Genomic DNA, 15,522 nt, shown 5'->3' on the forward strand with positions numbered 1-15,522 from the left:
CCTCCACCCTTAATGAGCTTCTAATTGCTTCTTTAAAAGGCTTTTAATCATGGTTGCAGCCTTTATTTTTATCCTTAAATTAGGAGAAATAAATAAGGAATATCTTTCTGCTTCTATTTCCTCTTTTATCTCTTTAACTGTATTACATTCCTTTTCAAACACAGTCATAACACTTCCTATTTGCAAGTATTGATGGGTATCGCTTCCTGCAACTACTGGTACCTTATGCTTCTCTCCCAAGGCTTTTACCATACTAGTCATTTCCTCTATTCCATATACATATAAATCTTTTCCATTTAAATCAAAGCCATGGAATTTATTTAATAGTTCTGGAGCTGCCTTGTATAGAGGGTGATCTTCTCTAAAGGGATGAGAGCCTATAATCAGCATATCATATGGTCTGCACAATTCAAATAATTTTTCAATAGCAATAAAGTTACCCTTTGTGTCATAACCATTTAAAGCTTCTCTTAGAATCCTTATGTCCTTTAGGTTCCCAATCACCAAAATATGTGCCTCTTCTGCTACATCCACCTCCATGCCTGTAAAAGCTTTAAAGCCGTCAACATCATAGTAATCATTTGTATATTCATAATACTGATCTAAGGTGTCATAAACTACTGGAAAGTTAGAGGTATTAAAATGTTCTGTTATAGCAATAGCTGTTAATCCCTCTTCTCTTGCTTCCTTAATCAATTCTTTAAAATTGTCTATGTCAAAAGCCGTTTTCTTTGATAATTTAACGTGTGAATGAAAATCTATCTTCATAATTTTTCTCCTTTAACTGTAACACTTAATAATTCTCCTGATTTTTTATCATAAATATTTACTTTATTTTGCTTATAAGATATCCATAAGGTTGAATCAACTTCATACTCCTTCTCACCAACAATTAAAGCTGTTATAAGCTGCTGTCCAATCATTAACTGTACTTGTGTTTGTGGTCCTGCTGGAAACACTGCAACTACAGTGGCGCTATGACAATTACTTTTAGCTTTCTTATGTATCTTAATGTCTTCGGGCTTTATGGTTATTGTAACTTGTTTTCGAGAGCTTTCTAGAGGCAGAATATTAAAAGTTCCTAAGATTGACTTTATAACCCCATAGCCTTCAACCTCTTCATAAAGTCCCTCTAGAATATTTAGAGATGAATTACCTATAAATTCTGCAACTTGTATATTACAAGGATTTTTATATAGCTCTCTTGGCTTTGCAACCTGTGCTATTTGCCCATTCATGAAAACTGCTACCTTGGTAGATAAAGTCAAGGCTTCATGCTGATCGTGAGTAACATATACAATTGTAGTATTTAACTCCCTATGAAGTCTTTTTAATTCATTTCTCATTTCAACTCTAAGCTTTGCATCCAAGTTGGAAAGTGGCTCATCCATTAACAACACCTTCGGTTTTGTAACAATAGCCCTAGCTATGGCAACTCTCTGCTGTTGTCCGCCAGATAACTCTGTTGGATATCTCTCGCTTAGGCTTTCAATCTGCATTTTCTTTAAGACCTCTAGAGCTAAACTTTTTATTTCTGATTTGGGAATCTTTTTTATCTTGAGACCAAAGGCTATATTTTCATATACCGTCATATGTGGCCAAAGAGCATAGCTTTGAAATACTAAGCTCAACTCTCTCTTTGAGGAATCTAGATGATAGCTACTTTCCCCGTTATCCACTTCCTTATCATCGAAAAATACCTTTCCCTCCTCTGGATTCTCTAAGCCTGCTATGATTCTTAAGGTAGTAGTTTTTCCACAACCAGAGGGACCAAGAAAAGTCATAAATTCGCCGTCTTCTATGTTCAAATCTATATTCTTTATAATTTTATTGTTGTCAAAATACTTACTTATGTTTTTAAGCTGAATACTGCTCATCTTAACGACCGATTCCTTTCGTTAGTTCTACTTTTCCAAAAACCGTTGCTATAAGATATACCATAAGAATTATAAATATGGTAAATATCAATATTGCGTTTGTAAGCTGGGTAAAGCTTTTTTGAGTATAATAGAAAGTCAAAGTGGTTAAAGTTTCTGTTTTTGGTGTAACTAATAAAACTATAAGCTCCATCTCTTTCATTGCGCCTATGAATACTAAAAGGAAGCTTGTAAATATGCTTTTCTTGTTTAAAGGCAATATCACCTTTTTAAACCTAGTAAACCAGCTAGCACCACTGATCTTGGCCACCTCCTCAAGCTCTTCTCCGATCTGAAGTATAGCACTACTTCCCACTCTAGTAGTAAAAGGAAGCTCTTTAACCACAGTGATTAAGATGATTAAGCCTAGTGTTCCATACAGTGCTGGCAAGATAAAGGTAGGCTTCGCAAACATCACAATATATATTGATGACAAGGAAATTCCAGGTATAAGATAGGGTATAAAGGATATCTTGTCTATACATTTTGATAACCTACCTCCTTTTCCCCTAGCAGTAACATATCCTAAGATAAGTCCTATAACTGCAGCTATTACAGCTGAAATCACTGCTATTTCTATGGAATTCTTTAAGCCAAGAAAAAAAGTTTCATTTTTAAAGATCCCAGGTTCTCCTGTATTGATATCATATATGGACTCACCTATCCAGTAATGCAAGGTTAGATTGCTTAAACTTATCACACCATCTTTAAGCAGAAAAGTTTGAAGTAATATAAATATCAACGGCACTATAGAAATCAAAAAAAGAAATGCTAATATTCCTATAGAAACTAATCCTCTCCCTTTTCCTAAAGAAACCAATCTTTGCACCGTGGCCTTTCCTGTAACTGTAACATAACTTTTCTTCTTACCTACAAGCTTCTGGTTAATAACTATTGCCAACATAGATATCCCTATTAATATTAAGCTTAGAACATTGGCCTCTGTGACCATCCTTGAACGCATACTGCTATATAGCATAGTTGAAATTGTGTAGAACTTCACTGGTGCACCTAAAAGCTCTGGTACTGCAAAGGAGCTTATTGCCTTGCTGAAGATAAGTATAAAGGCCGAAAGAATAGATGGTAAAACCATAGGAAAAACTATCTTTTTCAATATATGCATTCTTCCTGCGCCAGAAACCCTTGCGGCTTCTTCAAGCTGACTACTCATAGAGCTTAAAGCAGAACCAACTATGAGATAAAAATATATGCTGTCATGTATGCTTAAGGATGCAACTATAGGTACAAAACCATAGGATATATAATCTGGAGGGTTTATGTGAAATAGGCCTTGAATAATACCTATACTTCCTCCAATTTTTGAGTTCTTGAAAATGGTTAGCCATGCCATAGAAATTACCCAGGATGGGAACAAATAAGGAATTATAACTAAAAATCCCATTAACTTTTTAAAGTGAATATCAGTACGACTTACTATCCAAGCAAGACCTGAACCAATGACCATGGAAATCAAAGCTACCGCTAAGCCTATACCAATAGAATTAATTAGTGGCTTATAAAATAAAGCTCTGCTTACATCGCTATATAAAACTCTTAGCCAATGATAAAATGTAAACTCACCAGGAATGGCCTCTGATACTAAACGTATATCTTCCTGCTTCCATTGAAAAGTAGAAATAACTATCTTTAAAAATGGGATAAGTACGGTATACGCAAGAAAACTTATTGCTATTAAAGAAACTATATTCATTGGATTGCTCAGATAGTTTATTATTTTATTTCTTGTTCGGACCTTCAAGGTACTATCCTCCCCATGCTATATTTAAGTAACATATATCATAACAAGAGCTGTTCTAACCCATTTTATTACTAAGCTTAGCCAACAAAACTTTTATATTGATCTTAATAATAAAAAACTCAGATAAGCTTGTTATATTACCATACTACTTCATGTATAGATGTACCACTTACTAGTAAGCTTCATATTTTCAACTTATCCAATGTGAAACCAGAGGAGTTTTGAAAATAAATTACCATTAGAAGTGCTACATATTTAAAATAGCTTTATTTTTGCTTAATCCAGAAATCTCTTACCTTAGGTGCTGTTTTATATAGCTTTTCTCCCTCAAAATCCCAAAGCTTTAAATCTTCAAACTTAATATCATTTTTAGATTGGACATCATTTCTTGGCACCCAAGAACCAATTGTATTAAATTGATCTGCACCAGCTGCTTTTCCATCAGCTTCTCCCATAATCCATCTAGTAAACAACTTTCCTGCACTTTCATGAGGAGCATTTTTAGCTAAATATACGTAACCTGGATCTGGTACAGAAGTCTTTGGTTTTATATCATAAATTGCATTTACATGCCAATTCTTCTCCTTTATTTTACTCATATCTCCTGATACAGATATACCTAATGCCTTATTTCCAGACTTTGAGATTGCATCAAGTACATCATCACTTCCCTTAAGTACTACTAATCCATTTTGAAATAATTCTTTTATGAATTCATAACCTGCATTTTCAGTACCATTTAGCGTTACTTCTTTTCCAAACTTTTCTTTATAGGCCTTAGCCATGTCATCACTGTTAATAACCATTGTTGTATACAAATCCATAAAGGCTGGTGAACTTAGCGGATCTACAGCATAAACTTTCCCTTTCCATTCAGCAGTAGTCAAGTCCCACCAATTTTTTATAGGAGCTTCTTTAAAATCGTCTGTATTGTAAAATACAGTTCTAAACTCTATGTAGTTAGCGTAAGCTGGAGATTTTGTTTTGAAAGGCTCATCCACATGAGAAGCTATATCCTCAGGCAAATACTTTATATATCGACCTTGCTTTACCATCTCTTCTTGCACAGCACCGCTTACCTCTTTAGTTATAATAACATCTGGATTGTAAGTTCCTGCATCCTCTTCACTAGTAACCTTGTTCATCATTTCATCAGACTTAAGTTTACTAACCTCTACCTTAACTCCAGGGTATTTTTTTTCGAAAGACTTCTTTGCATCATTGGCACGAGCAGATGTTGAGTAAACTACTACCTTGCCTTCTTTTTTAGCCTGTTCATACAACTGATCTACTGACTCATTTTTAGAAGTACTTGTGCTCTTTTGTTGATTAATGGCTTCCTTTGAAGCTTTTTCACTTCCACAACCTGTGATTACCGAACCTATGATTAGCATTGTAACTACGGATATTATTGTCCTTTTTGATAAAACTCCTCTTTTCATAAACTAACCCCTCCAACATATTTCTTTACTTCCACAATTTGAATATAAAGAAATAATGTTAACTTTAGATTAAAACAAGGTTTAGTTTTGGTAAAAAACTATTATTTTATTCAATTTGAAATAAAATTATCATTTTTATATATAAAATAAAGCTTAGATAATTAATCTAAGCTTCATTCACCAATCTATATAATTTATCTTTCCAAAAATATATTTATCTTCTTAATAAGATAGTATTGAAACAATTTTTACTACCTATATAGATGTATTTAAAAAATGTTGTTATCAATTGGTTGAAATTTTTGCAAAACCTAAATTTCTTTAAACTTTGCGCCAAACATTGCCACCTTCAAATTGTTATCTTTTAGCAACTGCTTTGCTTTTTTGCAAAGTGCTAGAGAACTAAATATATTTACTATTGGAATTAGCGATAAAAATAGATACATAGCCTTTTTTTCTCGAATTACCTTGGAGACAAATATCAATCTTACAGTTCCGTTTAATATAAATAGATAGTTTGCCAATGCCAATATAGAAATGATGGCTCCTATTATTATTGATACATAGGCTGCCATTGGGAAAGTTATAACTATTACTCCAGGTAAAAATGATCCCACCAAAAAACATAGCAAAATAAACTCTACTTGTTCTCTTATAACATAAAGTATTACCCCCGCTAAAATAGCATATATTATGTTTATTATAGTGAGATAAATACCAACCTTTGTCAGTCTTAATCCTTTATCTATTCTGCTTAACTCCACTGAATCACTACTATTTCCGACTTTCTTAAGCCTTGAATATGGGAAAATATTCATATCCATGATTAAGAGGATATATATTATACCTACTAAAATGCAGAATATCATTAAGCCTAAGTTGTCTATAAAATTATGTGGCGTAAATATAATAGCAAACAATGAATAAGCTAGATTAACTACTATAAAGCATACTGATGCTGGAAGTATTGCTATTAATAGTATAGTTAAATTAAACATGAATTTTTTTAACTTCCTCATAATTATTGAAATCATAAGAAAAAAAATTATTATAATACTTATCAGATTTAAGAAAATCATATTAATAAAAAGTCCCCCCTATATCTTTTAATGCTAGGCTAATATGATGTATTGATATTATTAATCAGCCTAAAGTTACGTCTGTCCATCTTACACATATCTATCTTTATAAGTACAAAGCTCCATTTCAAATGATGCTATCATTATGATTTACTAGTAAAAAATGACTTTATATAGTTTGTTAACATACCTATTTTACTGTTCGGATAAACCTTGGCAGAAACAACTAAAACTACAAGCAAAATTACTATTGCTAATATATCTTTATAATCCATTGCTATTACTCCTTAAAAATTATAATTAAATCATTGTATCACTATTTTATCTTAACGCTTAAGCACATTATATTGTTAGTAGATTACTCCCAATACATATTATACCATTAAAAAAACTCACTGGAACTGCCTTCAGTGAGTTTCTTGAATATTTTCATTTTCTAATAATTATAAGAAAAATATTGTATTGCATATGTTTTTATAATTAGCCTTAAACAAGTGGTTATTGTATTCTAATAAAACTTTTTAAAAACCTTGCTCTTTCAATGGCTTTGGTAGCTTTCTACCAATTTAAACTGATTACTGCTTCTTTAGGATATTTATCGTTATTTTCAAACCATGACCATGAAATAGGCCAAACATCATTTTGCGGTGCTTTCTTATAAGCTGTTAAACTCTTTAAGATAGGTTAAGTTTCTTAAAATCACATTAGCTTTCCACCAGTTTTTGCTTATTGCCCACTGTTCAGGATAATCAGCCCAGTCCCAGGTTATTGACCATGTGCCTTCTGAACTCAAGGTATCTATAATAAAATCAACTTCGTAATCTGAAAGTTCCTTATTGTCCATGTAAAAAACACTGTTAGGAGTAATCATAAATTGTGAAGGCTTGCACAAATAAGTATCCTTCCAAGCTGCTTTATCTTGTCCAATTGTTACTTTCACCTTATGCTTTAGCCTGTGAAGCATCTTATCAGCGCTGAAAAGTTCTGTTACTCCAGCCCTTATACAATACTCATAAAATCTAATAAAACAATCTATTTCGTGCATGCTCTCTACATTATCAGTATTTAAAAATAAATCAACCGCTTTTTCTGCTATTTCAAATGCCAATTTATAAAGCTTTGTTTCCTTATCTGCAAAGTATAAAATAAAACCAACAAGAGCTATTGTTGGATTGTAGCCCCAGCTTTCAATTACATTTTCTCCATAAGTCCACCAGGGCGCATGGGGATAGTCATTATTACTAGGTGTTGCCGCAAGCCAGTAACCCTCTTTAAAGTCTTGCTTACTATCCAAATATCTCAATATATCTTTAACTATTTCATTGTTTTTGTCTGTAACTTCTAATTCATGCAAAATCTCAGTAGCACACCAAGTTGAAATAGGAGTAGAATATATATTCCAGCTATCAGCTTCAAGTGCATGGGCAAAACCACCATCTGTATTCTGATAGGCCTTTAAAGCAGCTAATACCTCGTCTTTATTTCCTTGTTCAAAATGGTATTTCCATCTTGCTAGGTCTAAGGGCCTTGCATTCCTATACATCCAATTTTTTATTTGTTCAAATTGTTCTTTACTAAGTTTATCCATAATATCACCTCAAAACTATTCTATTAGAATCATCATTCACTGTATTGTAAAAATACGACATCATCTTTTATTAAAAGCAACAGCTCTGGCATCTCTTGGAGTCATACTATGATACTTTTTAAAGTCTCTAAGCAGATGAGCTTGATCAACATAAGCATATTTAGAAACTAAGTCTTGAATGCTTATGCTATTACCTCTTACGATATCCTGCCAAAGATATTGATAACGTATTAGCCCTGAAAGCTTCTTTGGTGATACCCCTACATATTCTAAAAACAACCTTTCGAGCTGCCTCTGACTAATAGTTGTAAACTCCATAATCTCACTAATGTTTGCTGTACCTTTTGACTGCAGTATCTTATACACAGCATTCATCAAATTACTGTTTTGCTTATTTATACTAAGCCTTTTGAGAAGATAATGCTCTACCCTTTCTACTTTATCAACGATACAGGTGCTAGCTAATAATATGTTTTCCAAATCCCTTTTAAGGTTTTTAAAATAAACTTCAGTTTCAGTAAATGTATTTAATGCCTTATTCATAGCTTCGTCAGAAAATAGAGTTACAGCCCAGCAGTAAAACCTAATAGCAAAACTTGATATTGTAGCTGAACTTTCCTGCTTTTCTGTAGTAAATGAGGTATCATTTATTCCACAAAACATATCCGTAAGCTGATTATTGCTTATATCTATATCAAAGATAATATCCATACAGGTATCAGGAGTCACAAGGCTACTTTCTAATTTTGATGAAGGATTATCTATGTAAGGTTTTGGAGTACCCCAGAAGCAACGAATATAGGGCTTTAAATCTTTGCAAGGCTCTATTTCAACATAGGTTTCATCTCTGTTAAAGGGAGTTGCCGTGATCGGATAATAAATGTCACTAAGTTTAAACATGTAGTAGCACCATCCTGAGTATATATTTCATCAACTTTCAAACATTATATACATATCATACCATAGCCAATTAAGTTATCTAATGTAATTAGTTATATATTTAAAATTTTATAGATATTTCAACTTATTTTTTTTTAAAGAGATTTGCATAGAAAAGTAGTTAACTAGAGAAAAATCAACAATTTTAACTAATTTTGCAATTTAGAATAGTAAAATAAAGATTGAGAGAACTTTTAATAGGTTCTCTCAAAAATAGAATTGATATATTTTATCTATACATATAGGAGAGACATGTTACATCTATATCTTTGTATTATAATTATTTTTGCTATTACTCTGATAAAAAGCCTTTGTTTATGGGTAAGAGAAAGTAATCAGGCATATTAATAAATCTACTCGCAAATTCTTTAATTTTATTATAATCTTTCATTTTTTCATATATCGATATTATATCTCTATAATTTTCATACATCATATTAAATTGTTGAAATTCTTCAGCTATATCTATTGCCAACTGAAATACCATTATACTTTCTTCTATGTAACCAAGTTTGTATAACACTCTGCCTTTAGTATTTAAAGTATTAGCTAGTGTTTTCTTGTCGACTTTATTTTTTAATAACTGTGCTTTAGATATATATTCTAAGCTTTTATCGTATTTTTCAATCTCATAATAATATTCACCTATATTATTATATAAATATGATAATAGAATATCATCTGAATCTGCTATTTCATTAACTAAAGTAAAATATTCATCTATTGCTTCTTTATAATTCTTTAGTGACTTTAAGACATTAGCCTTAATTAATCTAGCATTTCTAACAAATGACACAGGAGCATTATTAGATTTATCTAAAATAGACTTATCTAAAACTTCTAAACATTTATCATATTCTTTAGTTTGTACATAAACCAAAGCTAGGTCATGATTGCCCCAAAAAAATGTTTCTTTTAACTTCTCATTCTTATAGGAATATGCTACTGCTTGACTAAAATAATAAACAGCTTCATCATAAATACTCCTCTTTAATTTGCATAACCCAAGCTGCTTATAAATATAGGCTTGTTCATCTTCATCTTTAAGTTCTTTATACTTTCCAAGAGCATCAGTATATTTAATAAATCCATTATAATAATCTTTCTCCCTTAGATACTCTTCCCCATCTAACTTATATAGTAAAGCTAATGAATCATCTAGATTAAACCTGTCAGCGATTTCTATTAGTTTTTCATAATCTTTATGATTATTTTTATTATTTTTTAATATTTTCTCTATGTAATATCTAGCATCCTCCTCTGGCTGCCTTGAAAAATATTCATCATCAATATCAAGGTTTACAGATTTTTTACTGGCAATTTCTTTAAATCTTGATACTAACTTTTGTGAACTAGCTTTACTGACATTTCTTTTTCCGCTCTCCATCATACTTATGAAAGCTCTAGTCATATTTGGTGATTCTAGATCAGATTGATTAACGCTAAACCTATTTCTCATTAGTTTGATCTTTTTATTTGGACCATAAAAATTCACGTAATATACCTCTTTTCACTTGATATATTTATACATTTAATTATAAGTATCCAATAACCTTTGTGCAATAAAATACAAAAATGTTAATTACACCAACCAGTATTCAAGGCTTGTAATACTCAATTCTCCAGAATTAAATAGTAAATATGTGATAAGAAACTCTGTCATATTATCTTCAAATTAGTATCTTCTTTGATTATATTGCAGATTATATTTTACAATTTAATTCACATACAAAAAGAAGCCCTTAATCCAGAGCTTCTTTCTTAAATACTTTATTGAAAATATTGCTTCAAGTCTACCTTATCGTCCCTTACTTCAGTCTGAGGTAGATTGTTCTCACCATCTTCTCCTTCTGTTAGGCACTGAAGGTAGTCTTCCCCAGTGCTATCTGTTACTATCTCTACATCTTTAATTACACCTTGCTTTGCAAAGCCAACTGCATCGCTAGTAGAGATTTCATCTCCATTGTCCAGTTCATAGGATATTACTTTACCCTTTTCATTTTTTATGATTCTTACTATTGTGTGTCCAAGTCTTGTATCTATAGTCATATTCTCATTCCTTTCATAACTTAATACATATTAAGTTTAAGCATTTATTTGATGCCTATACGTAATCCTAATTAATTTATTATGATTTCCTTAAACTACTAGTTTTACTTTCATTATTATAGATTTTCGTTATTTAGAAGTATTTATACAGTTTAGATCGTTTATGTCTAATACCAGGTAATATTATAGTTTCCTAAATAGCTATAAATTAAAACTCGGTTACATTGTTAAGGCTATAACTTTCACTAATATATATGTTTAAAAATTCCTAATAACCCTGTTCATCAAAACTCCTCTATACTCCTACGTAACACAGACAATTGGCAAATATTTAATAAAATTTGACATTATCTTAATGTTATTATAAGCTCAAAACATAATTAAAAATGATGGTTTTTATTCATATAAAAAGATGTACTACTTTAAAATGAAATCAAAATAAAGCTTCGTACATTCATCAAAAGTTTTATTTTTATTTCAAGAATTAAGATAGTATGTCTGTTCAAAGGAATAGATATTAGCTATCTTTTACACTAAGATAAAAAATCTTTCTTTAGATAATTTGTTTAATGAATATTTTTAGAATATAGATTGAGGTTAGCATGAATATTGAAAAGATAAAGTATTTTATTGATCTTGTAGAATGTAGAAATTTTACAGATACAGCAAAAAAAAATTATGTATCACAGACTACTATTAGTCAGCATATTGCATCCCTTGAAAAGGAATTTGGAATGCAGCTTTTTGACAGAAAACAAATTCCTATTGAGCCCACTGAGGCTGGATGGCTATTTTACGGTGAATCGGTGATACTTTGGAAGCAGTACAATACTATGAAGGCTAAAATGGAAAATTATCAAAAGGATCATACCCAAACCTTAGCCATAGAGTATGCTGCAGTAACAGATATCAAAAGTATATTAAAATTTATTCCACCTTTTAAAGAGAATAATCCCAATATTAAAATTGAGCTAAATAAAGTTTTACTGAAAGATGTATCAGAATTTCTTCAAAAAGGAATATATGATGTCGCAATAGCCTTCGACTCTGAGTTTAAAGGAAAAGAGGATATTTTAACAAAGACCTTATATAGTGGAAGTTATTATGCTGTTGTGTACAAGCACCACCCCCTATATAATAATTCCTCTATCTCAAAGGAAGAGCTATATGGTTACCCTCTTGTGATGCTCAGCCCAGAAGCCATCGGTAATTCTTATTATTTAATGATAGAGAATGCCATAGAGGATGGCTACGAACCTAATATACTTAGAACTGCAGATGATGTTGAAACAGAGCTATTTTACATAGTAACAGATAACCTAATTGGATTTTTCCCAGAGAATTATAATCTTACATATATGAGAGATGAAGTACGTTTAATCCCTCTTCAAGACTCTCACCATACCTTTAAGATAGAAATAGGCTACTTAAAGGACAACAAAAACCCTGCATTGAAACTATTCCTAAATCAACTATAAATTGGTTTTTCCAATGGCTCATAGCTTTTTTGTATTGGACTTTAGTTATTTTTTAACATAACATAATATTATAAACTTGTAAAAAGAAAGGTGTGTTGTATATTATGGGTAAACTTTTATTAACTGGAGTAGATGGAAACTTAGGAAAGCAAGCTGCTGATTATTTATTAGAATTAGTTGGTAAGGATCAAGTAATTTTTTGCGGATATAATCCAGCATCCTTAGAGGCTTATAAGGCACAAGGCATAGAAACTCATGTAACTAACTTTAATACAATGGATGGTCTTGAAGAAGCTTTTGCTGGAGCAGATAAATTAGCTTTAATATCGATGCCTTTTGTTGGTAAGAAGCGCCAAAATGCACATAAAAACGTTGTAGACGCTGCTAAAAAAGCTGGTGTAAAGCAAGTTATATATACTTCATTGGTAAATGCTGCTGATGAAACAAATCCAAGTATTGAAAAGATTGACCATGCATATACTGAAGCTTACATAAAAAGCGTTGGATTAGATTATATGTTCCTTAGAAATTCACAATATGCTGAAGCTATGATAACAAATTATTTCACCTTTGTAAAAATGAATCAACCATTACAAAACAGCCAAGGTGATGGAAAAATGGCATATATATCTCGTAAGGACTGTGCAAAAGCAGTAGCTTATGCCCTAGCTTCAAAGGACTATCATGAAGCTATACTTAATATCAATGGAGCTGAATTAATGACTATGGCAGACTTCGTAGCATATGGAAATGCAGCTACTGGCAATACTGTAACTTATAAAGCTATCACTGATGAAGAAAACTATGCTATTTTTGATGCAATGGGAGTTCCAAGAACAACTGATGGTACCTTTAAAAAGGACTCTGAAGCACCATTCTCTTCTGAAGGTATGGTTACATTTGCTCAAGCAATTCGCTTAGGAAAAATGGATTCCTTCACTGATGACTTTAAGAAACTTACTGGACAAGATCCAATTACTGTTAAATACATGTTTGAACATGCAGCTGACTTCCAAGTTGGTGAACGTCATTCATTAGATGCTTAGTATCATTATAAAAAATCTCACTGAAGGCTTCAGTGAGATTTTTTTCGTACAGCAATACTCTATGGATTAGAAGTTAGGTAAAACCTCCAAGTATATTGACAATTTCCTTAAGTTAGTGGATAGTAATAAATAAAAGTATTAATAAAAAGGATATATAAAACATATAAAAGAAGTATAATTGTACAGATATTTGCCAAATAATTTAAATATATTCTTATTAGAATGGGTAGATTAACAATTGGCCATAAATTATTAGAAGTAAATTTTATTTATCCTTAGAGAGGTGTACTATGATAGCTGAAAAGAGGCTAGCTGAAAAAAGATTAACAGAAGCTTATAAAAATGCCAAAGTAGAATACTTTGATAGAAACTCTAAATATATATTTTTTAGTGATTGTCATAGAGGCGATTGTACACCCTCCGATGAATTCGCAAAAAATCAAAATATCTTTTTATTCGCCTTAGAGCACTATTATAGAAATGGCTTTACTTATGTAGAACTAGGTGATGGAGACGAACTTTGGGAACACTCCAACTTTAAACACATAAGATTAGCTCATGATGAAGTATACACACTAATAAAGAAGTATTTTGATGATAATAGATTTATCATGCTATATGGAAACCACAATATACATTTAAAATATAAGGACTTTGTTGAGAAAAACTTTTATAAATTCTATGATGAGTATAATGAGGAAGAAATAGAGCTATTTCCTGGATTAACACCCTATGAATCAGTAGTATTTAGGCATAAATATACTGGCCAGGAAATACTAGCTGTTCACGGTCATCAAGGTGATAGAATGAACGATAGACTATGGCATTTTAACATGATAACAGTAAGATACTTTTGGAAATTTCTTCACTCCGTTGGCTTTATAAATCCTGCAAGTCCTGTAAAAAACGCAGAGAAAATTCATAAAATCGAACGTATTTATGGTAATTGGATAAAAAAGAATAAAACAATGATTATATGTGGTCATACTCATAGACCACACTTTCCAAAGGCCCATGAATTACCTTATTTTAATGACGGCTCCTGCGTTAGAGCAAGTGGAATACAAGGTATTGAAATAGAAGACGGAAAGATACTGCTGATTGAATGGCGAATAAGAACTGACGAATCCGGCGATCTTCATATCAAGCGAAAGGTATTAAGAGGACCTGAACCTATAGAAAACTTTGATTTAAGAAATAAACAAATTGATAGAGAAACCTATTTATAGATGCAACAATACTTATAATATCAAGAGCTCACTTCTTGTCTAAGACGAACTTTGAGAGTAGATTGCCAATAGAAGTGGTACTGATATATAAAGTTATTGCAGCATAATAATTAAAAACTATATTGTAAGAAAAGTATTCGCAAAGTTTAATATAGTCATGAATAAAGAAATAACTAAAGCTTTTATTCATGACTTATGTTTTGCCCTATATTCATAATGCTGTTCAATTTAAGTGTTTATGAAGTTTTAGCAATCCTAGTAAACTTAGAATGAAGTGACTTTTTAACCATACTACTTTTCTAAAGGTATGTTAATAAACTATAGAAGGTAATATATCCTCGCCTTAATTCACTAGAATTATAGGCTTCGTAATTCTATTTTTCTGCATTTTTAGTATACCAATTATCAGCAATTTTTACGGCAACAGTATTTAAAATAAAAATAAGCACTAATATTATGGCAAAATTCAATGCAGTATCTGATGAAATCAGCTTCTTACCAGTTAATCCAAAAAATTCACTTATTACATTTCCCACAATGAACGCAATGGCAAAGGCTCCAAATTCAAGTCTTCTTCTAATCTTTCTGTATTTTTCATTTATGTTCATAAACTCCTCCAATATAAAAATTTATAATATCTTTACTTAATTTTTATGCTAAGCCTTAAGATAAAGCTTATAAGCTTCTATAAAAAAACACTTTTATACCTTGAAATAACTAGTTTTACATAACAAAAATCTTTATAGTTTTCCGAGAAAAATACCCCTTATTAAATTATGTTTCCATAGTTATTTTACTAAATATTTCCAAGGAAATTCCTATTTTTAAAAAGTTAAGCCCTATTTTTATTCATAATCATAAGTTAGTATTGAAAAGTATTTGATATAATTAGTTTATGCTATTTTACAATATAAGCTCAAGTGATACCAAAATATAACAATCATGTATATTAATTATATCATCTACTGAATCAAGATGTACATATAAGCTTTCACCT

14 protein-coding genes are annotated in these 15,522 nt (G+C 31.1%); 3 read left to right on the plus strand and 11 right to left on the minus strand.

Annotation, left to right across the window (positions count from 1 at the left end; all coding sequences use genetic code 11):
- Positions 1–9: 9 nt before the first annotated feature.
- The 10 genes from GXK57_RS05225 to GXK57_RS05265 form a co-directional block, all read right to left on the minus strand.
- Positions 10–768 (minus strand): PHP-associated domain-containing protein, encoded by a 759-nt coding sequence (locus tag GXK57_RS05225; RefSeq protein ID WP_160672483.1) that lies wholly within the window; start codon positions 766–768, stop codon positions 10–12.
- Positions 765–1,877, minus strand: a complete 1,113-nt coding sequence (locus GXK57_RS05230) for an ABC transporter ATP-binding protein (protein WP_160672486.1) — start codon at positions 1,875–1,877, stop codon at positions 765–767. Before GXK57_RS05230 ends, GXK57_RS05225 begins: the two co-directional genes overlap by 4 nt.
- 1 nt (position 1,878) lies before the next feature.
- Positions 1,879–3,675: an iron ABC transporter permease gene (locus tag GXK57_RS05235; RefSeq protein WP_160672489.1), complete on the minus strand. Its 1,797-nt coding sequence runs from the start codon at positions 3,673–3,675 to the stop codon at positions 1,879–1,881.
- Positions 3,676–3,941: 266 nt separating this feature from the next.
- Positions 3,942–5,117: an extracellular solute-binding protein gene (locus tag GXK57_RS05240; RefSeq protein WP_160672492.1), complete on the minus strand. Its 1,176-nt coding sequence runs from the start codon at positions 5,115–5,117 to the stop codon at positions 3,942–3,944.
- 311 nt (positions 5,118–5,428) lie between these two features.
- On the minus strand, positions 5,429–6,115 hold the full coding sequence (locus tag GXK57_RS05245; protein ID WP_160672495.1) for a hypothetical protein: 687 nt from the start codon (positions 6,113–6,115) through the stop codon (positions 5,429–5,431).
- 224 nt (positions 6,116–6,339) lie between these two features.
- Positions 6,340–6,471: a hypothetical protein gene (locus tag GXK57_RS26830; protein ID WP_279285481.1), complete on the minus strand. Its 132-nt coding sequence runs from the start codon at positions 6,469–6,471 to the stop codon at positions 6,340–6,342.
- Positions 6,472–6,851: 380 nt separating this feature from the next.
- Positions 6,852–7,784: a hypothetical protein gene (locus tag GXK57_RS05250; protein WP_160672498.1), complete on the minus strand. Its 933-nt coding sequence runs from the start codon at positions 7,782–7,784 to the stop codon at positions 6,852–6,854.
- Positions 7,785–7,844: 60 nt separating this feature from the next.
- A complete protein-coding gene (locus GXK57_RS05255; RefSeq protein WP_160672501.1) occupies positions 7,845–8,684 on the minus strand; it encodes a helix-turn-helix domain-containing protein in 840 nt (279 codons plus the stop codon).
- A gap of 331 nt (positions 8,685–9,015) precedes the next feature.
- The gene (locus GXK57_RS05260; RefSeq protein WP_160672504.1) at positions 9,016–10,218 is read right to left on the minus strand and encodes a tetratricopeptide repeat protein; all 1,203 of its coding nucleotides are present in this window, start codon (positions 10,216–10,218) and stop codon (positions 9,016–9,018) included.
- A 275-nt stretch (positions 10,219–10,493) separates the two neighbouring features.
- Positions 10,494–10,772, minus strand: coding sequence for a DUF3892 domain-containing protein (locus GXK57_RS05265; RefSeq protein WP_160672507.1), 279 nt, complete (start codon positions 10,770–10,772; stop codon positions 10,494–10,496).
- Positions 10,773–11,374: 602 nt separating this feature from the next.
- Between GXK57_RS05265 and GXK57_RS05270 the strand changes: the two genes are divergently transcribed.
- The 3 genes from GXK57_RS05270 (at position 11,375) to GXK57_RS05280 (ending at position 14,525) form a co-directional block, all read left to right on the plus strand.
- Positions 11,375–12,250: a LysR family transcriptional regulator gene (locus GXK57_RS05270; protein ID WP_160672510.1), complete on the plus strand. Its 876-nt coding sequence runs from the start codon at positions 11,375–11,377 to the stop codon at positions 12,248–12,250.
- A gap of 104 nt (positions 12,251–12,354) precedes the next feature.
- Positions 12,355–13,296 carry an NAD(P)H-binding protein gene (locus tag GXK57_RS05275; RefSeq protein ID WP_160672513.1) on the plus strand — a complete coding sequence of 314 codons (942 nt, stop codon included), beginning with the start codon at positions 12,355–12,357 and terminating at the stop codon, positions 13,294–13,296.
- A 290-nt stretch (positions 13,297–13,586) separates the two neighbouring features.
- Positions 13,587–14,525, plus strand: coding sequence for a metallophosphoesterase (locus tag GXK57_RS05280; RefSeq protein WP_160672516.1), 939 nt, complete (start codon positions 13,587–13,589; stop codon positions 14,523–14,525).
- 374 nt (positions 14,526–14,899) lie between these two features.
- On the opposite strand, the gene GXK57_RS05285 is transcribed toward GXK57_RS05280, so the two are convergent.
- Complete coding sequence (locus GXK57_RS05285; RefSeq protein ID WP_160672519.1) at positions 14,900–15,133, minus strand: hypothetical protein; 234 nt, start codon at positions 15,131–15,133, stop codon at positions 14,900–14,902.
- Between the last annotated feature and the right edge of the window lie 389 nt (positions 15,134–15,522).

This window comes from Clostridium sp. C8-1-8, from assembly GCF_009928445.1.
Classification (GTDB): domain Bacteria; phylum Bacillota; class Clostridia; order Clostridiales; family Clostridiaceae; genus Clostridium_AR.

Coding starts and splice junctions, on each gene's coding strand:
- GXK57_RS05225 (WP_160672483.1), bottom strand. CDS start 768: ATGAAGATAGATTTTCATTCACACGTTAAATTATCAAAGAAAACGGCT.
- GXK57_RS05230 (WP_160672486.1), bottom strand. CDS start 1,877: ATGAGCAGTATTCAGCTTAAAAACATAAGTAAGTATTTTGACAACAAT.
- GXK57_RS05240 (WP_160672492.1), bottom strand. CDS start 5,117: ATGAAAAGAGGAGTTTTATCAAAAAGGACAATAATATCCGTAGTTACA.
- GXK57_RS05245 (WP_160672495.1), bottom strand. CDS start 6,115: ATGTTTAATTTAACTATACTATTAATAGCAATACTTCCAGCATCAGTA.
- GXK57_RS26830 (WP_279285481.1), bottom strand. CDS start 6,471: ATGGATTATAAAGATATATTAGCAATAGTAATTTTGCTTGTAGTTTTA.
- GXK57_RS05250 (WP_160672498.1), bottom strand. CDS start 7,784: ATGGATAAACTTAGTAAAGAACAATTTGAACAAATAAAAAATTGGATG.
- GXK57_RS05255 (WP_160672501.1), bottom strand. CDS start 8,684: ATGTTTAAACTTAGTGACATTTATTATCCGATCACGGCAACTCCCTTT.
- GXK57_RS05265 (WP_160672507.1), bottom strand. CDS start 10,772: ATGACTATAGATACAAGACTTGGACACACAATAGTAAGAATCATAAAA.
- GXK57_RS05270 (WP_160672510.1), top strand. CDS start 11,375: ATGAATATTGAAAAGATAAAGTATTTTATTGATCTTGTAGAATGTAGA.
- GXK57_RS05275 (WP_160672513.1), top strand. CDS start 12,355: ATGGGTAAACTTTTATTAACTGGAGTAGATGGAAACTTAGGAAAGCAA.
- GXK57_RS05280 (WP_160672516.1), top strand. CDS start 13,587: ATGATAGCTGAAAAGAGGCTAGCTGAAAAAAGATTAACAGAAGCTTAT.
- GXK57_RS05285 (WP_160672519.1), bottom strand. CDS start 15,133: ATGAACATAAATGAAAAATACAGAAAGATTAGAAGAAGACTTGAATTT.